General features: G+C 68.6%; 18 protein-coding genes. 6 read left to right on the top strand and 12 right to left on the bottom strand.

The window, feature by feature from the left end; all coding sequences use genetic code 11:
- Positions 1-4: 4 nt before the first annotated feature.
- The 4 genes from gatA to GcLGCM259_RS03510 all read right to left on the bottom strand — a co-directional run bounded on the left by gatA (position 5) and on the right by GcLGCM259_RS03510 (position 3,059).
- Positions 5-1,543: an Asp-tRNA(Asn)/Glu-tRNA(Gln) amidotransferase subunit GatA gene (gene gatA / locus GcLGCM259_RS03525; protein ID WP_138925788.1), complete on the bottom strand. Its 1,539-nt coding sequence runs from the start codon at positions 1,541-1,543 to the stop codon at positions 5-7.
- Between the two features lie 4 nt (positions 1,544-1,547).
- Positions 1,548-1,844, bottom strand: a complete 297-nt coding sequence (gene gatC / locus GcLGCM259_RS03520; protein WP_054822085.1) for an Asp-tRNA(Asn)/Glu-tRNA(Gln) amidotransferase subunit GatC — start codon at positions 1,842-1,844, stop codon at positions 1,548-1,550.
- Positions 1,845-1,929: 85 nt separating this feature from the next.
- Entirely contained in the window at positions 1,930-2,484 is a 555-nt protein-coding gene (locus GcLGCM259_RS03515; protein ID WP_138925787.1) for a maltokinase N-terminal cap-like domain-containing protein, read from the bottom strand.
- A 50-nt stretch (positions 2,485-2,534) separates the two neighbouring features.
- A complete protein-coding gene (locus GcLGCM259_RS03510) occupies positions 2,535-3,059 on the bottom strand; it encodes a GNAT family N-acetyltransferase (RefSeq protein ID WP_138925786.1) in 525 nt (174 codons plus the stop codon).
- A gap of 680 nt (positions 3,060-3,739) precedes the next feature.
- Here GcLGCM259_RS03510 and GcLGCM259_RS03505 point away from each other — a divergent pair.
- Positions 3,740-4,528: a glucosamine-6-phosphate deaminase gene (locus GcLGCM259_RS03505; protein ID WP_138925785.1), complete on the top strand. Its 789-nt coding sequence runs from the start codon at positions 3,740-3,742 to the stop codon at positions 4,526-4,528.
- Positions 4,529-4,627: 99 nt separating this feature from the next.
- Here the strand turns inward: GcLGCM259_RS03505 and GcLGCM259_RS03500 are convergent, their stop codons facing one another.
- Together GcLGCM259_RS03500 and ligA are read right to left on the bottom strand one after the other, a co-directional pair.
- Positions 4,628-5,443, bottom strand: coding sequence for an inositol monophosphatase family protein (locus GcLGCM259_RS03500; RefSeq protein ID WP_138925784.1), 816 nt, complete (start codon positions 5,441-5,443; stop codon positions 4,628-4,630).
- Entirely contained in the window at positions 5,440-7,722 is a 2,283-nt protein-coding gene (ligA, locus tag GcLGCM259_RS03495; RefSeq protein WP_138925783.1) for an NAD-dependent DNA ligase LigA, read from the bottom strand. Before ligA ends, GcLGCM259_RS03500 begins: the two co-directional genes overlap by 4 nt.
- 244 nt (positions 7,723-7,966) lie before the next feature.
- On the opposite strand from ligA, the gene GcLGCM259_RS03490 reads away from it, so the two are divergent.
- On the top strand, positions 7,967-8,356 hold the full coding sequence (locus tag GcLGCM259_RS03490; RefSeq protein WP_138925782.1) for a hypothetical protein: 390 nt from the start codon (positions 7,967-7,969) through the stop codon (positions 8,354-8,356).
- Between the two features lie 24 nt (positions 8,357-8,380).
- Here the strand turns inward: GcLGCM259_RS03490 and GcLGCM259_RS03485 are convergent, their stop codons facing one another.
- The 5 genes from GcLGCM259_RS03485 to GcLGCM259_RS03465 all read right to left on the bottom strand — a co-directional run bounded on the left by GcLGCM259_RS03485 (position 8,381) and on the right by GcLGCM259_RS03465 (position 13,149).
- The gene (locus GcLGCM259_RS03485; protein ID WP_138925781.1) at positions 8,381-9,427 is read right to left on the bottom strand and encodes a PP2C family protein-serine/threonine phosphatase; all 1,047 of its coding nucleotides are present in this window, start codon (positions 9,425-9,427) and stop codon (positions 8,381-8,383) included.
- Positions 9,427-10,638 (bottom strand): adenylate/guanylate cyclase domain-containing protein, encoded by a 1,212-nt coding sequence (locus GcLGCM259_RS03480; RefSeq protein WP_138175303.1) that lies wholly within the window; start codon positions 10,636-10,638, stop codon positions 9,427-9,429. Before GcLGCM259_RS03480 ends, GcLGCM259_RS03485 begins: the two co-directional genes overlap by 1 nt.
- A complete protein-coding gene (locus tag GcLGCM259_RS03475; protein WP_054821906.1) occupies positions 10,635-11,189 on the bottom strand; it encodes a hypothetical protein in 555 nt (184 codons plus the stop codon). The genes GcLGCM259_RS03480 and GcLGCM259_RS03475 overlap by 4 nt, the downstream gene beginning before the upstream one ends.
- A 137-nt stretch (positions 11,190-11,326) precedes the next feature.
- Positions 11,327-12,193, bottom strand: coding sequence for a biotin--[acetyl-CoA-carboxylase] ligase (locus tag GcLGCM259_RS03470; protein WP_138925780.1), 867 nt, complete (start codon positions 12,191-12,193; stop codon positions 11,327-11,329).
- A gap of 98 nt (positions 12,194-12,291) precedes the next feature.
- Positions 12,292-13,149: an SDR family oxidoreductase gene (locus GcLGCM259_RS03465; protein ID WP_138925779.1), complete on the bottom strand. Its 858-nt coding sequence runs from the start codon at positions 13,147-13,149 to the stop codon at positions 12,292-12,294.
- 202 nt (positions 13,150-13,351) lie between these two features.
- On the opposite strand from GcLGCM259_RS03465, the gene GcLGCM259_RS03460 reads away from it, so the two are divergent.
- The 4 genes from GcLGCM259_RS03460 to GcLGCM259_RS03445 all read left to right on the top strand — a co-directional run bounded on the left by GcLGCM259_RS03460 (position 13,352) and on the right by GcLGCM259_RS03445 (position 17,407).
- The gene (locus tag GcLGCM259_RS03460; RefSeq protein WP_138925778.1) at positions 13,352-14,962 is read left to right on the top strand and encodes an acyl-CoA carboxylase subunit beta; all 1,611 of its coding nucleotides are present in this window, start codon (positions 13,352-13,354) and stop codon (positions 14,960-14,962) included.
- A 51-nt stretch (positions 14,963-15,013) separates the two neighbouring features.
- Positions 15,014-15,238, top strand: a complete 225-nt coding sequence (locus GcLGCM259_RS03455) for an acyl-CoA carboxylase subunit epsilon (RefSeq protein ID WP_138925777.1) — start codon at positions 15,014-15,016, stop codon at positions 15,236-15,238.
- A 115-nt stretch (positions 15,239-15,353) separates the two neighbouring features.
- Complete coding sequence (locus tag GcLGCM259_RS03450) at positions 15,354-15,542, top strand: hypothetical protein (protein ID WP_138925776.1); 189 nt, start codon at positions 15,354-15,356, stop codon at positions 15,540-15,542.
- Positions 15,543-15,739: 197 nt separating this feature from the next.
- Positions 15,740-17,407 carry a DUF885 domain-containing protein gene (locus GcLGCM259_RS03445; RefSeq protein WP_138925775.1) on the top strand — a complete coding sequence of 556 codons (1,668 nt, stop codon included), beginning with the start codon at positions 15,740-15,742 and terminating at the stop codon, positions 17,405-17,407.
- A 119-nt stretch (positions 17,408-17,526) separates the two neighbouring features.
- Here the strand turns inward: GcLGCM259_RS03445 and GcLGCM259_RS03440 are convergent, their stop codons facing one another.
- Entirely contained in the window at positions 17,527-18,168 is a 642-nt protein-coding gene (locus tag GcLGCM259_RS03440) for a hypothetical protein (RefSeq protein WP_138925774.1), read from the bottom strand.
- Positions 18,169-18,175: the final 7 nt, after the last annotated feature.

The following is an 18,175-nucleotide window of genomic DNA, read 5'->3' as shown; positions in this document are numbered from 1 at the left end:
CCCCCTAGGCCTTCTGGGCGATCGAGTCGGTGTCAATGGCGGGTGCCTGCGAGATCAGCGAGTGGCCCCACTGCTTTTCCAGCAGGGTCTCCAGCGCGGCGCCGGCACGGTAGAGGCGGGCGTCCTCGAACGCGGGGGCCAGGAACTGGATGCCCACCGGCAGCCCCTCGCTCAGCCCGCCGGGCACGGTGATGCCCGGCACGCCGGCCAGGTTCGCCGGGATGGTGGCCACGTCGTTCAGGTACATGGCCAGCGGGTCATCGGTCTTCGCGCCCAGTTCGAAGGCGACGGTCGGTGCGGTCGGGGAGATCAGCACGTCGGCCTGCTCGAACGCGGCGGTGAAGTCGCGCTGGATCAGGGTGCGGATCTTCTGCGCCGAACCGTAGTAGGCGTCGTAGTAGCCGGCCGAAAGCGCGTAGGTGCCCAGCACGATGCGGCGCTTGACCTCGTCACCGAAGCCGGCGGCGCGGGTGGCGCCCATGACGCGTTCGATGGTCAGCGCACCGTCCTCGGGCAACACCCGGTTGCCGTAGCGCACGCCGTCGAACTTGGCCAGGTTGGAGGAGACCTCCGAGGGCATGATCAGGTAGTAGGCGCCCAGCGCGTACTTGAAGTTCGGGCAGGAGACCTCCACGATCTGGGCCCCGGCCTCGCGCAGCAGCTGCAGCGATTCCTCGAAGCGGGCCTGCACGCCGGCCTGGTAGCCCTCGCCCTGCAGTTCGTTGATGACCCCGATGCGCAGCCCGGACAGGTCTCCGGCGGCACCGGATTCGGCGGCGGCCACCAGGCCCTGCAGGGCGTCGGGCAGGGAGGTGGAGTCCTTCGGGTCGTGCCCGCCGATCAGCTCCTGCAGGTGAGCCGAGTCAAGCACGGTGCGCGAGACCGGGCCGATCTGGTCCAGGGAGGAGGCCATGGCAATGGCCCCATAGCGGGAGACCGCGCCGTAGGTGGGCTTCACCCCCACGGTGCCGGTGACCGCGCCGGGCTGGCGGATCGAACCGCCGGTGTCGGTGCCCAGCGCCAGCGGGGCCTCGAAGGAGGCGACCGCCGCAGCCGAGCCGCCGCCGGAGCCGCCCGGGATGCGGTTCAGGTCCCACGGGTTGCGGGTGACCCCGTAGGCGGAGTGCTCGGTGGAGGAGCCCATCGCGAATTCGTCCAGGTTGGTCTTGCCCAGCATCGGCAGCTTCGCGGCGCGGATCTTTTCGATCACGGTCGCGTCGTACGGGCTCATCCAGCCTTCGAGCATCTTCGAGGCGGCGGTGGTGGGCTGGCCCTTGGTGACGATCAGGTCCTTGATGGCGATCGGCACGCCGGCCAGCGGGTGCAGCGCCTCGGCCTCGGCCCCGCCGGCGGCGCGGATTGCATCGACCTCGGCGGCCACGGCCAGCGCCTCTTCCGCGTTCACGTGCAGGAACGCGTTCAGGGTGGGGTCAACCTCGGCAATGCGCTCCAGGTGGGCCTGGACCGCCTGGACGGAGGTGACTTCCCCGGCGCGCAGCTTGGCGGCCAGTTCGGTGGCGGAGAGCTTGATGATCTGCTTCATGTCCTTATTCACCATCCAGGATTGCCGGGACCTTGAAGCGGTCCTGATCGGAGTCCGGTGCGTTGGCCAGAACCTCGTCGATCGACAGGGTCTGGCCCACCACGTCCTCGCGCATGACGTTGGTCAGCGGGATCGGGTGGCTGGTGGCCGGGATGTCGGAGGATGCGACTTCGCTGACAGAGGCGATGGCATCGACGATCACGCCGAGTTCACCGGTCATCTTGTCCAGCTCTGCGTCGCTCATCTCGATGTGAGCCAGGCGTGCCAGGTGCACAACGTCCTCACGGCTGATGGCAGACATATATCTCCCTAGGGTGGGCGGTTGGATTTCTCCTCCAATTCTAGCCCCTGGGCCGCAGGGCAAAGCCCAGATGTGGTGCGCCGCATTACGCCATGCGCAATACCGCACCACGCTGTGTGGCCCCGGCGCCATCCACCCATTCGGCGCTGAGGTAGTGTCCGGTGCCGGCCCCGGGCCGCGGGCGGCGTTCAATGCCGATGGCGCCGGAACCGGTGGTGTCCATCCCGCCCTCCACGGTGACCCGCGGCTCGTCGGTGTCCGAGTTGTTCTGGTGCTGCGGCACGCTCAGCCCGGCGAACAGGTCACGCACGCACTGCTGCCAGGTGGGGTCGTGCTCGGCGTCGTAGACGTAGCGCAGGCCCAGCACCCCGTGCTGGCTGGTGCCCAGCAGGTGGTCCTGCCCGCCCTCCAGCGGTTCGCCGCGGTAGCTCAGCGGCAGGTGGTAGACGGTTCCGTCCTGCCGGTCCAGGGCGATGATGAATTCCATGCCGACCTGCCCGGCGGGGTCCTCTAGGCGGAACCCGCCCACGGTGTCCAGCTGCGGGCGCGCGGTCCCGCTAAAGAAGTCCTGCTGCGGCAGCCAGGAGGTCAGCAGCTCGGTCTTGGTCGGATCCATGGTGGTGGCGTAAATGATTCCCATGGCCACAGTGTTCCAAGAAACACCGGTGGGGGCAATGCCGCGGACGCGGCCTAGAGCCCGTAGGTGTAGACCACCAGGCGAATGTCGGTGTCCGGGACGAACCAGTCGCGTTCCTCGCGGTGGGTGAAGCCCAGCTTCTCGTAGAGCCCGCGCGCGGCGACCCAGTGACCGCCGGTGGTCAGCGAGACGGTGTGCACCCCGTCCAGGCTGCGGGCGTGGGCCAGGGCCGCAGCGACCATCGCCTTGCCGGCGCCGCTGCGCTGCACGGTGGGGTCCACGCTGAGCATGCGGATCTCCAGCTCCCCCGGCAGGGCGATGTCGGCGTATTCGTTGCCGTGCTGCATCAGCGACATGCTGGCGATGACGTGCCCGTCGCGCTTGGCGACCAGGATGGTGCAGTGCTCGTGGCGCTTGGCGACCTGGCGCACGAACTGCAGGTACTCGTGGTTCGGGTCATCGAAGTGCCCGGCGTCCAGGTACGCGTCAACGGTGATATCACCGATGCGCTGGTAGTCCTCGGCGGTGGCCTCGGTGATCTCCAGTTCGGTGGCGGCGGGAAGAGTTTGGCAAGTCATCCTTCCCAGTGTGACAGCCCCGCGGCACTGCCGGTGACCAGTCAAGCCCGCTTTGTTGCCAACTTCACCCCCCGGTGTAGCGCGTCGACCTCTGTGATGCGCAGGGATGTTGGCGTGATCCAGAGTGTGGAACACGCTATGAAGCTCTTCTTCTCAGAAGCGCTGGGCGCCGCCCTGCCGCACCGCGGGCCCGCAGCGCCATGGCACCCCGATACCTGGCAGGCCGGTACCGGTGCGCAGACGTAAAGTGCGCTGCGCCGGTAATAAGTTCGGCGTTCCACGGCCACCGGCACACCGCCCGGCCCCGGCCCCGGCCCCCGGCGGCAGCCGGGCTCCCCCGCGGCGTCCGGCCGGGGCGAAACCTCGGGACGAACCGGGCTCTGGCAAGGAAAAACTTGGACAGAGCCGCACCTCCCGGCATGGGCCGAACCACCGAGCGCGGACGGAAAAGAACGGTGCAACCCGCACACCCCATGGGGTGCGCCCACGGGCAGGACAAGGGTCTGGCGGCAGAAAACGCGACGTCGCCACCACCGAAAAACCCGTAACATTATTGGTAATGGGTTCAGTGCGTGCCAGGCACGCAGGGTGCTGGGGACACCGTCGTCTCGGGAACCTTGGACGCACAATCATTCGTCGGATATGACACTTTCGTCACCAAGTTTCAAAGGAAGAACGCATTGAAGGTACTCATCGGTTCCTCCCCTGACGAGGTTGCACGCCTCGCCGCCACCGCCGTCCTTGAGGGTTTCCAGCGCTATGCCAGCGACCGGGCACCGGTCCTCGGGCTGGCCACCGGTTCCTCTCCGCTGGGCCTGTACAGCGAACTGGCCGACTACGTCGCCAAGGGCGAACTGGACCTGTCCCAGGCCACCGGCTTCGCCCTGGATGAGTACGTGGGTCTGTCCTCCGACCACGTGCAGTCCTACCGCCAGACCCTGATCCGCGAGGTCTGCCAGGTGATGGGCCTGCCGGAGCAGAACCTGAACGTGCCGCTGGGCGATGCCGAGTCCCTGGATGTGCTGGAGGAAGCGGCCACCGCCTACGACGCGGCCATCGCCGCCGCCGGCGGGGTGGATGTGCAGATCCTGGGCATTGGCTCCAACGGGCACATCGGGTTCAACGAGCCGGGCACCGCCCTGCGCAGCCGCACCCACGTCACCCGGCTGACCGCCCGCACCCGCTCGGACAACGCCCGCTTCTTCGGGTCGCTCGATGAGGTCCCCACCCACAGCGTCACCCAGGGGCTGGGCACCGTGCTGGAGGCCCGCCGCCTGGTCCTGGTGGCCACTGGACGGGTCAAGGCCGGCGCCATTGCCGCCGCGATCGAGGGCCCGCTGGCCGCGTCCTGCCCGGCCTCGGTGCTGCAGCTGCACGAGGACGCGATCCTGGTGATTGACGAGGAGGCGGCCAACGACCTGAAGCACCGCGAATACTATGAGGACTCGGCCAAGGCGCTGGTGATCTAGCCTTCGGCCGGTTCCACGCCCGATGCAAGACGGCGTCCCTGCCCGCGGGTCTTGCCTGCGCGAAGGGACGCCGTTTGCCGTGGCGCTGCGCCGCGGCTCCTAGTCCTGGGCCGGCTGGGGTTCGCCCAGCTTCTGCGCGTCAATGTACCCGGCGTACTGCCAGCCCGGGGTGCTGGAGGGGCGGTGCACCGCCACACCGGCTTCCTCGGCGATCAGTGCCCCGGCGGCCCAGTCATACTCCTGGGTGCCGTACTCGGCGTAGGCGTCGAGCGCGCCCTCGGCCACCAGGCACAAATCCAGCGCGGCCGACCCCAGGCGCCGCACGTTGACGTAGTCCTCCAGCAGGTCGGCGAGCACCCGGGCCTGGAACTGACGGCGGGTGGCGTCATACCCGAACCCGGTGGCCAGCACCTTGGCGGTGGTTTGCTGCGGGCCGGAAAGCCGGGTGGTGGTGCGGGTGGCCAGGTCCTGCTTCCAGGCCCCCAGTCCACGCCCGGCGTAGTACTCCGCGCCCAGGGCCGGGGCCTGGATGGCGCCGGCCAGCCAGGTCACCTCCCCTTCCTCGCTGGTGTGGCACACGGCCACGGAGGAGGCGTAGTAGTGGATGCCGCGCACGAAGTTCGCGGTCCCATCCAGTGGGTCGATGCTCCAGCGGTAGCCGCTGGGCTTGGCCGGGGTGTGCGAGCCGAATTCCTCCCCGGTCAGCGCGTCGTTCGGCCGGGTGGTGATGATTGCGGCGCGGATCGCCTCCTCGGCGGACCGGTCAAAGTCGGTGACCCAATCACCGGCCGCGGATTTCTCATCCACCCCCAGCACGCGGGCGCCGCGCCGGGCCAGCACCTGGGCGCCGGCGCCGGCGGCCTGACGGGCCAGCAGCACCAGCGGGTCGTGTTCCACGGGGTTCTTCGGGTTCATGCCCCACCTTCCGCGCCCTGCTGGGCGACTTCTCGTGCCGCGTCCGGGCCCTGCTCCAGCAGTACCTTGAACCCGGCCTCATCCAGCACCGGGACGCCTAGGGACTGGGCCTTGTCCAGTTTCGACCCGGCGGCCTGCCCGGCCACCAGGAAATCGGTTTTCTTCGACACGCTGCCGGTGGCCTTGCCCCCGCGCACGATGATCGCCTCCTTGGCGGTGTCGCGGCTGAATTCCTCCAGCGTGCCGGTGACCACGATGGCCAGGCCCTGCAGGTGCTTGACGATGCTCTGATCGAGCTCGTCGCGCATCTTCACCCCGGCCTGCTGCCAGGCGGTGACGATGTTCCGGTGCCACGGCACGGCGAACCAGTCCACGACCGCCTCGGCGATGATCGCCCCGACCGAGTCGATCTGCGCCAGCTCCTCGCGGGCGCCGGGGGCGTCGACCACCTTCAGCAGCTCGTCCATCGACCCGTAGCGGGTAGCCAGGGCCCGGGAGGCGTTGGGCCCCACATGCCGGATGGACAGGGCCACCAGCACCCGCCACAGCGGCTGGTCCTTCGCCTTTTCCAGCTCGTCGAACAGCTTCAGCGTCATCTTGGTGGGGGCCGGCGGCTTGGCCTTGGTGCCGCGGGTGAAGAAGTACGGCACCAGTTCGAACACCCCGGTGCCCTCCCCCTTGGAGCGCTTCTCCCGCCACACCCGCACCTGGGCCAGCTCATCGAGCCGGTCCTTGAGGCCGAAGATTTCCGCCTCGTTGCTGATCACCCCTTCCCCGGCCGGTATCACCATCCCGCCCTGGGTGGCCGGGTCCTGGCCGGGGCCGCTGGTCAGCGCCGCGGCGGCCTCATAGCCCAGCGCCTCAATGTCCAGGGCGCTGCGGCTGCCCAGGTACGCCACCCGCTCGGTGAGCTGGGCCGGGCAGCTTTGGGCGTTCAGGCAGCGGATGTCCACGTCGGATTCCTTGGCCGGGGCCAGTGGTTCACCGCAGCTGGGGCAGTGGGTGGGCATCACGAAGTCGCGCAGGTTCTCCTCATTGCCCTCGCGCAGCGCCAGCACCGGTCCGACGATCTCCGGGATCACATCCCCGGCCTTGCGCAGGATGACCGTGTCCCCGATCTTCACGTTCTTCGCCTTGACGACCTCCTGGTTGTGCAAGGTGGCCCGGGCGACGGTGGATCCGGCCACCAGCACCGGCTCCATGACCCCGAACGGGGTGACCCGGCCGGTGCGCCCCACCTGCACCGCAATGTCCAGCAGCTTGGTGTGCACCTCCTCCGGCGGGTACTTGTAGGCCACCGCCCAGCGCGGCACCCGGGAGGTGTAGCCCAGCTGCTCCTGGGTGGCCAGGTCATCGACCTTCACCACAATCCCGTCGATGTCGTGCACCAGCTCGTGGCGCTTGCGCCCGTGCTCGGCAATGAACTCATCGACCTCGGCCAGCGAGGAGACCACCTGCGAATACGGGGAGACCGGCAGCCCCCAGCGGGCCATCAGCTCATAGCTTTCGGACTGGTTGGCGATGCCCAGCCCGGCGTTGCGCCCCACCCCGTGCACGAACATGCGCAGCGGGCGCTTGGCGGTCTGCGCCGGGTCCTTCTGGCGCAGCGACCCGGCGGCGGCGTTGCGGGGGTTGGCCAGCGGGGCCTTGCCCTGTTCGATCAGCGACTCGTTGTAGGCGTTGAAGTCCTGCGTGGCGATGAACACCTCGCCGCGCACCTCAAATTCGTGGGGCCAGCCGCTGCCGGAGAGCTGCTGCGGGATGTCGGCGATGGTCAGCGCGTTGTGGGTGACGTCCTCGCCGGTGGTCCCGTCCCCGCGGGTCGCGGCGCGCACCAGCTTGCCGTCGCGGTAGGTCAGGTTCAGCGCCAGCCCGTCGATCTTCACCTCGCACAGCCAGGCGGGCTTGCGCTCCGGGCGCAGGCGCAGCGCGTTCGCCTCGGCCCGCTCCAGCCAGGCGTCCAGCTCCGGCATGGAGAACACGTCCTCCAGGGAGTACATCCGGCTGGCGTGGGTGACCGGGGCGAAGGCCGCGGAAACCTCCCCGCCGACCTCCTGGGTGGGTGAGTCCTGCCCGGCCAGGATCGGGTACTGCCCCTCGATGCGCTGCAGTTCGCGGAACAGCGCATCGTATTCGGCGTCCGAGATCAGCGGCGCGTCCTGCTGGTAGTAGGCCTCGCGGTGCTGGCGGATCTGTTCGACCAGGGCATCATGCGCGGCGCGCACGTCTTCCGGCGGGGCCGAACTGGTTTCGGTGGGGGCAACGGCATTTTCACTCACACCCCTTATTGTGCCCCACCTGCCAAGTCAGATCACCTGTGCTCTGCGCGCGCCCGGAGTTTTGCCCCCGGCGCCGGATCCCGGGGACACCGGTTGCGGCGCGGGGACCAGCCCCAGCAGGGCGCCGGAATCGGTGGTCCTGTTGCTGATCGGTGGTGCGGGGTATCGTGGAGCCACCAAGTCAAAGACGGGGCATGACCGTTGCCGGCACGGCCCCGGCGCCTGATCTGCAGTGGGGTGTGTCATGGGGTCACGACGCGAGGGTGAAGGGCACGACGAGCGCCGGAGCGGGGGTTGGCAGCACGAAGCCGACCCGGCCGGTGGCCTGCCGCCCGGCAAGGACGCCGCAGAGGGGCCCGGCACCGCCCGGTCCCCTGCGCGGTCCGGGCCGGGACCGGACCCCGGGCGCCCGGTCGGGCAGCGGGAGTGGAGCGATCTGAGCGAACAGCAGCGCAGCCACCTGATGCGGGAACTGGATTCGGAAGTGGCCTACCAGCGGCGCAAGGCGGCCCTGCGCCTACTGGAGCGGCTGCAGCAGAGCACCGACCCGGAACACGCCGTGCACTACGCCCGGGCCATCGCGCTGCTGCAGGGTGCCGCCCCCACACCGGAGGGGCGCAGCCAACTGGCCTGAGCCGGTGGAACGCGGCCGCCGGGTTTAGCCCGCGTCCTGCCCTTCGGGCCGCGCCACCGATTCGCTGGACGCCGGGACCGGCTGTACCGGATCGGTGGCCTGCGGGGCCGGCTGCGCCCGGTCCGCCGCGGCTTCGGCCAGCTCGGCCGGGTCCGGGGCGGGCAGCACGTCAATGACGATGACGGCGATGTTATCCCGTCCCCCGGCCTCCAGGGCCGCCTGCAGCAGGGCGACCACCGCGGTTTCCGGGTCCTGGTAGGACAGCAGCAGCGCCTGCAGGTGCTCGGCGGTCAGCTCCCCGCTCAACCCGTCGGAGCACAGCAGATAGCGGTCCCCGGCATGCGCCTTGAGCACCATGGTGTCCGGCTGGCTGTCCGCCCCGGCGCCCAGGGCACGGGTGATCAGGTTGCGGTGCGGGTGGTTGCGGGCCTCCAGCTCGGTGATCTGCCCGGCGTCAACCATTTCCTGCACCGCCGAGTGGTCCCGGGTCAACTGCTGCAGCACCCCGCCGCGCAGCCGGTAGCCGCGCGAGTCGCCCACGTTGACCAGCAGCAGGTCCGGCTGCGGCTTGTCCACTGCGGTGTTCAGCTCATCCTGGCGGCGGCGGTGCTCGGCCAGCATTTCGGGGGTGATGCGCTCCATCACGTCGGTGCGGGCCTGCTCGCGGTTGAAGCTGGCGGTCCACGGCGGCACCGAGATCGGGGCGGTCACCGAATCCCGGGCGGTGTCGCTGCCGCGCACCTGCAGCAGCGCGCACAGGGTGGTGCCCCCGCGGGCGTCCAGCGCGTCGCGGATCCGGTCATCGGCCAGCTGCACCTGGCGGATCACATCCAGCACCGTGGGCAGCGGGTGCTCCGGGGTGCGGTCGGTGTAGAAGGTCAGCTCCTCCAGGGTTTCGGTGGCCAGTTCGCTGGCCAGCTCCCCGGCCTCGTGCCCGCCCATGCCGTCGGCCACCGCGAACACGGTCGGGGTGATCAGGATGGCGTCCTGGTTCTCGGTGCGCCGCATCCCCACGTGGGTGCGTCCGGCGGCGACCAGGCCGAAGCCCGCCACCGATTTGGCCTGGCTCATCAGTCGATCACCAGCCGTCCACCCTCACCGGCGGAGAGCAGGTAGGGCTGGATGTCCCCGAACCCGCGCACCGAGGTGATCTCCTGGGCGGTGAGCACGAAGCGTTCGTCGTTGCGCAGCGTATTGGCGGTGATCGCGTCGGTGAGCACCGTGCCCGGTTCGGCCAGGGAGGTCAGCCGGGCGGCCAGGTTCACGGTCGGCCCGTAGATGTCCCCCAGCCGGGAGAGCAGCCGTCCCCATACCACCGCGACCCGGGTCTTGGGCAGCAGCTCGTCGGCCTCGAACTCCTTGGCCAGGGCCAGGGAGATGCGGGCCCCGGCCTGCGGGGTTTCGGCCACGAAGAGCACTTCGTCGCCGATGGTCTTCACCAGCCGGCCGCCGCCCACCGAGATGATCTCGGCGCTCTTGGCCTCAAAGCGCTGCACCAGCTGGGCCAGGGTGCGTTCGTTCATGCGGCGCGAGAGCGAGGTGTAGGAGACCAGGTCGGCGAAGCCGACGGCGCGGGCCAGCGGCAGCGGGGTGTCGTCGTCGTCCTCCCCGCTGTGCTGGTTGTAGGCCGCCACCCCGGCCTCGGCACGCACCGAGAGCCGGTGGATGGCCGCGTTCATCTGGCGCCGCCACGAATATAGCAGCAGGTCCTCGATCGGGCCGATCAGCTGGGGCAGGATGTTGACCAGTTCGCGCCGGGCCTGCCGGTCGCTCATCGACTGGTTCGTGACCATGTCCTCGATCAGCGCCTCGACCTGCCAGACCACCATCCGGTCGGTCATCTGCCCCACCGAGCGCATCAGCGAGATCGCGGTTTCCTCGGTGAGCTTGCCCTCGCGCACCAGCCCGACCATCGACTTCAGCGCCTCCTCGTCGCGCTGGGTGAAGAACACCTCGTCGTCCCCCAGCTCCGGGAAGCCCATGGCCCGCCACAGCTTGCGGGCCGAGAGCAGGGAGATCCCGGCCTCGGCGGCCACCTCGCGGCGCTTGAACTCACGCTTGCCGCCCAGCAGGCGCTGCTCCAGGGCGGCAACGGTTTCCTTGATGCCGGCCGGGGCCTGGGCCGGGACCTGCAGCGGGTTCTCCATGGCCTGGGCCAGCTCCTGGATCGGGTCGGCCTCCAGGCGGATCTTGGGCAGCGCCTGGGTGCGCGCCTCCAGGGCGGCGTCGCTGGCCGCCTGCGGGGTTTCGCTGCGGGAAGGGCTAGTGTGCTCGGAGCTCATCGATCATTCCCCTCACCGGCCGCGGTCCCAAAGGGTCCGGCCACTTGGTTGTTCCCACCCATGTTCTGCAGCGCCTCGATGGCCAGCCGGCGGAAGGAGGTCACCGCCGGAACATGGGGAATCCTGACATAGCCGTGGTTCAGCACCACGTCCAACGTGCCCGGCCGCTGTGCCGGGTTCTTCTTCTTGCGGGTGTGGGCCAGCAGGTCGCGCACCGTGTACAGCCCCACCGACTGCAGCTGGCCGCCGCTGCGCGGGGTGCGGAACAAGATCCGCTCGGTGGTCAGCACGATCCGCGAGCGCAGCCAGCCGATCCACGGGGCGACGCACCAGATGCCCACCAGCAGGAACCACAGCAGCACGAACAGCCAGGAAAGCACCCCGGCGTTGGGAGCAATCCACCCGGGAAGCTGCTGGCGCGAGAGGTAGCCGAGGATAAAGGCGAAACTTCCGGTGAGGATCAGCAGGGTGATGAACGGCTGGCGCAGCACCCGGGAGTGCACACGGGTCTTGATGATCACGCGCTCGTTCTGGTGTAGCGGTAGCTTCATGATGGCCGTGCCGGCACCTCCTCGCTTGCCTTGTGCTGCCTGCCTTCAGCGGTTGCAGTTCCCCGAAAAACCGGGGGTCCCGTATTCCATACTAGTCCCGCGCCCCCACCGGTTTGGCTCCGGAGCCGGCGCACCGCCTAGGCGTACTGCCCGTCGCTGCGCCGCACATGGTGCACGTCCCCGGCCAGCACCCGGTGCTCGGTGCCGTGCTCATCGCGCACAAGCAGCGCCCCGTCCGCTGCCAGGTTCAACGCCCGGGCCTGCAGACTGGTTCCATCCGGGTAGTCGATGCGCACGTCCTGGCCCAGCGTGGCCAGCGACTCGGCGACCAGTTCGCACAGGCTGCGTCCGCCCTGGTTGGCCAGCGGTGCGCCCGCGTTGCCGCCCACCGCCCGGAAGGCCGCATCCAGGTTCACGAAGCGGCGCAGGTACGCGCCCAGCAGCTCGGTGCGGTCCAGTCGTTCCCCGCTGGCCAGGCGCAGGGAGGTGGCGGTGGGCACCGGCAGCTCGGCGGCGTCCTGGTCCACGTTCATCCCGGTGCCCACCACCACGGCCGGTCCGGTCGGTGTGGTGGCCAGCTGGGCGAGGATCCCGCAGACCTTGCGGGAATCGACCAGCACGTCGTTGGGCCATTTAATGCCGGCGGCCAGCCCGGTGCGTTCGGCGATGGCCTGGCACCAGGCGGCCGCGGCCAGCATCGTGTACCAGGACAGGGCCTCCACCGGCAGCGCCGGCACCGGGCGCACCAGGATGCTCACGGTCAGTGCCGCGCCGGCCGGCACCACCCAGCCGCGGCCCAGGCGCCCCTTGCCCGCCTGCTGGTGTTCGGTGCTCAGCACCGCCAGGTGCCCGGCGCTGTCCTCGGCCGCGGCCTGCACCAGGTCCGCGTTGGTCGAGCCGGTGGAAGGCACCAGCCGCACCGGGTCAAGGCCCAGGTCGCGGGCAATCTGGGACAGGCGCGCCGCGTCCAGGGCGGCGCGTGGCGCGCGGGAGGAAGGCATCATGCCTTCCAGCCTATGCCACCGCTCACCCCCGCACGCCCGCGCTGCCGCCGGGTTTCGCGGTGGGCGTCACGCCGGGGCCCTGCGGGTGTTGGCAGCGCTTAGAGGAAGATGTCCGGCACCAGCTGGCTGGCCGGGTCGGTGGCGTAGGCGTCGAAGTCGGTGACCCCCGCCGCGGAGAGCACCTGTTCGTCGGTGAAGAAGTTGCCGCTGCAGCTGCGCGGGTCGCTGGCCAGGATGGCGGTGGCGGCCTCGGCGACGATGCGGGCATCGCGTGCCCCCTTGATCATGGTTCCGCCTCCGGGCAGGTTGCGGATGGCCGCGGTGTCGATCAGCGTGGCCGGCCACAGGGAGTTGACCCCGATGCCCTCGTCCTTCAGCTCCTCGGCCAGGCCCAGGGTGGTCATGCTCATCCCGTACTTGCTCATGGTGTAGGCCAGGTGGACCCCGGCCCAGCGTGGATCCAGGTTCAGCGGCGGGGAGAGGGTCAGGATGTGCGGGTGGGCGGACTTGCGCAGGTGCGGCAGCGCGGTCTTGGACAGCAGGAAGGCCCCGCGCACGTTGATGTCCATCATCAGGTCATAGCGCTTCATGTCCACGTCATCGGTCTTGGCCAGGTTGATGGCGCTGGCGTTGTTGATGACGATGTCGATCCCGCCAAAGCGCTGCACGGCGCTGTCCACCATCCGGGCCACGTCCTCGTCCTTGCGCACGTCCCCGACCACCGCCAGCCCGGTGCCGCCGGCCTGGTTGATCTGCTCCACGGCGGTGTGGATGGTACCCTCCAAGGAAGGATGCGGGGTGTCCGTCTTGGACAGCAGCACGAGGTTGGCCCCGGACTTGGCCGCCTGCAGGGCGATGGACAGCCCGATGCCACGGCTGCCGCCGCTCATCACGATGGTCTTGCCCGCCAGGGTTTGAGGCTGGGGATTAATGGTGTTGCGCGAATCTTCAGTCATGTGACTCAGATTACTTGAAAACGTCCCCCGTAGCTACTGGTGAGTAACATAATCTGGCGCTGTTGCCGGATTCGACGAAGGCATTTTGTAGGCTTCCTACAAACAGGACCGCCATTTTCCCAGTTAGACTGACGTGGGTGGCATTTTTCTTGTGCCATTCCTACACAACTTTACGAACCAGGCAACCAAGGGAGTCGAAGGCATGACGCAGGGGCGCACCGAGGCGGATGAAGCGATCGACCTATCCACCACCGCCGGCAAGCTCGCCGAGTTCCGCCGTCGCGAGGCCCTGGCGCAGCTGCCCTCCGGCCCCGAGGCCGTGGAAAAGCAGCACGCCCGCGGCAAGCACACCGCCCGCGAACGCATCGACATGCTGCTCGATGAGAACTCCTTCGTGGAATTCGACGCCCTGGCCGTGCACCGCTCCACCGCCTTTGGCATGGAAAAGAAGAAGCCGCTGGGCGATGGCGTGGTCTGCGGCTACGGCACCGTCGATGGCCGCCTGGTTGCCGTCTACTCCCAGGACTTCACCGTCTACGGCGGCTCGCTCTCGCAGGTGAACGGCGAGAAGATCGTCAAGGTCCAGGAATTCGCGATCCGCAACGGCTGCCCTGTTGTCGGAATCAACGACGGCGGCGGTGCGCGCATCCAGGAGGGCGTGGCCTCCCTGGCGATGTTCGCCGACATCTTCCGCAACAACGTGCACGCCTCCGGCGTGGTTCCGCAGATCTCCCTGATCATGGGCCCGTGCGCCGGGGGCGCCGCGTACTCCCCGGCCCTGACCGACTACGTGATCATGGTGGACAAGACCAGCCACATGTTCATCACCGGCCCGGACGTCATCAAGACCGTGACCGGCGAGGAAGTGGACATGGAAACCCTGGGTGGGGCGCGTCAGCACAACTCCACCACCGGCACCGCAACCTACCTGGCCGAGGATGAGGAAGACGCCATCGAGTTCTGCAAGGAACTGCTGGACTTCCTGCCCTCCTCGAACCTCACCGACGCGCCGCTGGCCGAGTTCGAGGAAGAGCTGGAGCTGACCGAGGAGGACGAACAGCTCGATACGCTGATTCCGGACTCCGCCAACCAGCCCTACGACATGCGCACCGTGATCGAATCCGTGGTCGATGACGGGCAGTTCTTCGAGATGCAGGCGCTTTACGCCCCGAACGTGATGATCGGCTACGCGCGCATCGAGGGCGCGACCGTGGGCATCGTGGCCAACCAGCCGCTGCAGTTCGCCGGCACCCTGGACATCGCGGCCTCGGAAAAGGCCGCCCGCTTCGTGCGCAACTGCGATGCGTTCAACATCCCGATCGTGACCCTGGTGGACGTGCCCGGCTTCCTGCCCGGCAAGGACCAGGAATTCCAGGGCATCATCCGCCGCGGCGCAAAGCTGCTGTACGCCTACGCCGAGGCCACCGTACCGAAGCTGACCGTCATCACCCGCAAGGCCTACGGCGGAGCCTACATCGTGATGGGCTCCAAGAAGCTCGGCGCGGATCTGAACCTGGCCTGGCCCACCGCCCAGATCGGCGTGATGGGCGCCCAGGGCGCGGTGAACATCCTCTACCGCCGCGACCTGGCGGCGGTGCAGGCCGAGGGCGGCGACGTCGAGGCGCGCCGCAAGGAAATCATCGAGGGCTACGAGGCCGAGCTGCTCAACCCGTACCAGGCCGCGGAGCTGGGGTACATCGACGCGGTCATCGCCCCGAGCGACACCCGCCTGCAGCTGGTGCGCGGGCTGCGCGCCCTGCGCGAGAAGCACGCGAGCCTGCCGCCAAAGAAGCACGGCAACATCCCGCTGTAGGCCCCGCCCACACCCCCAGCGACGCCCAGAGCAAAGTTCGAAGGACTGGATATGGAACAGCACACCGCCACACGGCAGGCCACCGCCGCGCTCACCGTAACCCGCGGCAATCCGAGCCCGGAGGAACTGGCGGCGGTCACCGCACTGCTCAGCGCCATGGGCTCCCAACCAAACCAGAACGGTGCCGCGCGGGCCCCGGCCGGACGGGTCGCCCGGATCCGCAAGCGCCGCGCATTGAGCACTCCGCGGCTTCCATGGAGCATTGGCCGCCGCTAACCCCGAAGGCTCACACCGCCGTCACCGGCTTCCTGCCCCGTTCCCCTGCTCTGCGCCCGCAGCGCAGGGAAACGGGGCATTGCCCTGTGCTCAACGTTCTGATTAGGCTCGCAACATGGACTTTGCCTCGCTTCTTGTGCTCGGCGGGATCATCATCCTATGCCTGCTGCCCGTGGTTTTCGGTTCCTTCAAGAGCCTGGACCGGCACGCCGATGACTTGGAGGGCCGGGATCAGCAGACGGCTCGTTCACTGCGCAAGGCGCGACGGGACATCGACCGGGGTAAGGGCTGGTACGGTCCGTGAAGGCAGCCTCCGCCAGTATCACCGAGCCGACCTCGCCTCGCTGACCGCTGGAGGAGTTCGTGGTGGGGTTTTCACATCGCAAGATACCTAATCGGCGGATTCCATTTTCTACCGCACTCTCTCGGGCACGCCGAGAGCCCCGGAATTGGTCCGGCAAAACTCTTCAACAAATATTTCACGTCCACTAGGCTTGGCTCATGACCAAGGACACATCGGCCCGCGCCGACTCCGCCATCGATGAGGTGGCCAACGAATACTTTGAGCAGGTTCTGCAACTCTTCCCGGAGATCGGAACCGAAATGGGACTGCCGGGCTATGAAAGCCGCTACGGGGACTACTCCCCGGCCGGCACGCAGAAATACGCGGAGCTGACCTCCGCCACCCTGGAGAAGCTGGACGCACTCACCGCCCAGGACGCCGTCGATGAAGTCACCCTCGACGCGATGCGCGAACGGCTCGGCCTGGAGCTGGAGATCATCGCCACCGGACGCACCGAGCTGAACAACATCGCCAGCCAGGCGCAGGAGATCCGCGCGATCTTCGATTTGATGCCACAGGACAGCTCCCAGGACTACCGCTTCATTGCCGAACGCCTGGCCAACGTCCCGGCCGCCATGGACGGCTACATCGCCTCGCTGCGCGACTCGGCCGCCAAGGGCCAGATCGCCGCCCGCCGGCAGGTGAAGATCGTGATCGAGCAGGCCACCGACTACGCCAAGGACGGCGGGTTCTTCGACGAGCTGGCCTCCGCCGGGGCCGCAGTGGACGCGTCCCTGGCCCAGGCGCTTGGCAACGGCGCGAAGCAGGCAAAGGACGCCTACCGGTCACTGGCCGAGGTGCTGGGCGAGGAGCTGCTGCCCATGGCGCCTGAAAAGGATGCGGTGGGCCGCGAACACTACGCCCTGGCCTCACGCTACTTCCTGGGCGCGGAGGTGGACCTGGAGGAAACCTATGCCTGGGGCGTTGAGGAACTGGCCCGCATCATCGCCGAGCAGAAACGCGTCGCCGCGCAGATCAAGCCCGGGGCCACGATCGAGGAGGCCAAGCAGATCCTGAACCAGGATGCTGCGCGCAAGCTCAGGGGCACCGAGGCGCTGCGCACCTGGATGCAGCAGAAGGCCGACGCGGCGCTGGCCGACCTGGCCGGCACCCACTTTGACATCCCCTCCCCCATGGACCGCATCGAATGCATGATCGCCCCCACCGAGGATGGCGGCATCTACTATACCGGGCCCTCCGATGACTTCTCCCGTCCCGGACGCATGTGGTGGTCAATCCCGCCGGGTGAGGAGGAGTTCTCCACCTGGTCGGAGCTGACCACCGTCTACCACGAGGGGGTTCCGGGCCACCACCTGCAGATCGGCACCGCGCAACTGCAGGCGGACACGCTGAACAAGTGGCGCCGCAACCTGTGCTGGGTTTCGGGCCACGGCGAGGGGTGGGCCCTGTACTCGGAGCGGCTGATGCAGCAGCTGGGGTACCTGGATGACCCGGGCGACCACATGGGCATGCTGGACGCGCAGCGGATGCGCGCGGCCCGCGTGGTCTTCGACATCGGTGTGCACCTGGAGCTGGAGGTCCCCCAAGCCTGGGGCGAAGGCACCTGGACGGCGCAGAAGGGCTACGAATTCCTCAAGGCCAACTTTGACGAGTCCCCCGGGCAGCTGGACTTCGAGTTCACCCGCTACCTGGGATGGCCGGGACAGGCACCCAGCTACAAGGTAGGCCAACGGCTGTGGGAGCAGATCCGCGATGAGCTCTCGGCACGCGAAGGCGAGGACTTCGACGTGAAGGCCTTCCACACCCGGGCCCTGAAGCTCGGGTCGGTGGGTCTGGACACGCTCAAGCGCGCCCTGCTGGACTAGCCAGCGTCCGCCCGTGGCGAAGACCCGCACCTGTCCTCGGTGCGGGTCTTGCCGTGCCCCACCGGCATGCCGCAATCCGGTCAACGCCTTCGGTCGCTGCCGCCCTACCGACGCCGCACCTACGGCGAGCGCTTCGCAGCGCGTGAACGGCCCAGCCAGGGAAAGCCGTGGGGCTCGTCGGCGGCGCGGCGGACAGCCTCGCGATGATCATGGCGTCGCGGCTGGAGCGGAAGGTTCTGCGGGTGCACCGGGATTGCGGCGCTCACCGGCACCGGGTCGGTGCTGATCCACTGGCATTCGGTGATCACCCCGAGCTGCGGATCCAGGTAACTGGGCATCCGGCTAAAGCCCTGGGCCGGGAGCACGTACACGACCCCGGTGTCCATTGGCGGCTGCCCGTTCTCCGGGAGCGCAAAGGAGAGGAAGATCCGGCGCTCGGCCTCCCGTCCGGGTGTGCTGCCCGGATAAAAGCAGGCGTTGAGAAAACCCGGGGTGTTGGCCGGGCGCACCGCGTAGGCGATGGCCCAGGTGGGGTCCTCGGTGGCGAACACCGCGGTGGTTTTGGAAAACGTGTCGGGACTGTGGTCAATGGGTGTCCTGGGGGTCAGCTGATGCAGGCCCGGTGTCCTGGAGCCGTGCAGCAAGAAATCCCCGGAGCGCACATACGCGGCGAGCCGGGACCAGACCCGATCCCCGTCGGTGGGAGCGGGCACATGCCAGGAACCGGTCTGCCCCGCAGTGGCGGGCTTGGAATCGCTCACCGCGGCG

This window comes from Glutamicibacter creatinolyticus, from assembly GCF_006094275.1.
Lineage (GTDB): Bacteria > Actinomycetota > Actinomycetes > Actinomycetales > Micrococcaceae > Glutamicibacter > Glutamicibacter creatinolyticus.
This window is presented reverse-complemented; position numbering and strand designations above follow the sequence as displayed.

Excerpts from the sequence above, each read along its gene's own strand:
- GcLGCM259_RS03470 (WP_138925780.1), bottom strand. The coding sequence starts at position 12,193 with ATGATGCCTTCCTCCCGCGCGCCACGCGCCGCCCTGGACGCGGCGCGC.
- gatA (WP_138925788.1), bottom strand. The coding sequence starts at position 1,543 with ATGAAGCAGATCATCAAGCTCTCCGCCACCGAACTGGCCGCCAAGCTG.
- GcLGCM259_RS03475 (WP_054821906.1), bottom strand. The coding sequence starts at position 11,189 with ATGAAGCTACCGCTACACCAGAACGAGCGCGTGATCATCAAGACCCGT.
- GcLGCM259_RS03480 (WP_138175303.1), bottom strand. The coding sequence starts at position 10,638 with ATGAGCTCCGAGCACACTAGCCCTTCCCGCAGCGAAACCCCGCAGGCG.
- GcLGCM259_RS03455 (WP_138925777.1), top strand. The coding sequence starts at position 15,014 with ATGGAACAGCACACCGCCACACGGCAGGCCACCGCCGCGCTCACCGTA.
- GcLGCM259_RS03460 (WP_138925778.1), top strand. The coding sequence starts at position 13,352 with ATGACGCAGGGGCGCACCGAGGCGGATGAAGCGATCGACCTATCCACC.
- gatC (WP_054822085.1), bottom strand. The coding sequence starts at position 1,844 with ATGTCTGCCATCAGCCGTGAGGACGTTGTGCACCTGGCACGCCTGGCT.
- GcLGCM259_RS03445 (WP_138925775.1), top strand. The coding sequence starts at position 15,740 with ATGACCAAGGACACATCGGCCCGCGCCGACTCCGCCATCGATGAGGTG.
- GcLGCM259_RS03515 (WP_138925787.1), bottom strand. The coding sequence starts at position 2,484 with ATGGGAATCATTTACGCCACCACCATGGATCCGACCAAGACCGAGCTG.
- GcLGCM259_RS03500 (WP_138925784.1), bottom strand. The coding sequence starts at position 5,443 with ATGAACCCGAAGAACCCCGTGGAACACGACCCGCTGGTGCTGCTGGCC.
- GcLGCM259_RS03485 (WP_138925781.1), bottom strand. The coding sequence starts at position 9,427 with ATGAGCCAGGCCAAATCGGTGGCGGGCTTCGGCCTGGTCGCCGCCGGA.
- GcLGCM259_RS03490 (WP_138925782.1), top strand. The coding sequence starts at position 7,967 with ATGGGGTCACGACGCGAGGGTGAAGGGCACGACGAGCGCCGGAGCGGG.
- GcLGCM259_RS03510 (WP_138925786.1), bottom strand. The coding sequence starts at position 3,059 with ATGACTTGCCAAACTCTTCCCGCCGCCACCGAACTGGAGATCACCGAG.
- GcLGCM259_RS03450 (WP_138925776.1), top strand. The coding sequence starts at position 15,354 with ATGGACTTTGCCTCGCTTCTTGTGCTCGGCGGGATCATCATCCTATGC.
- GcLGCM259_RS03465 (WP_138925779.1), bottom strand. The coding sequence starts at position 13,149 with ATGACTGAAGATTCGCGCAACACCATTAATCCCCAGCCTCAAACCCTG.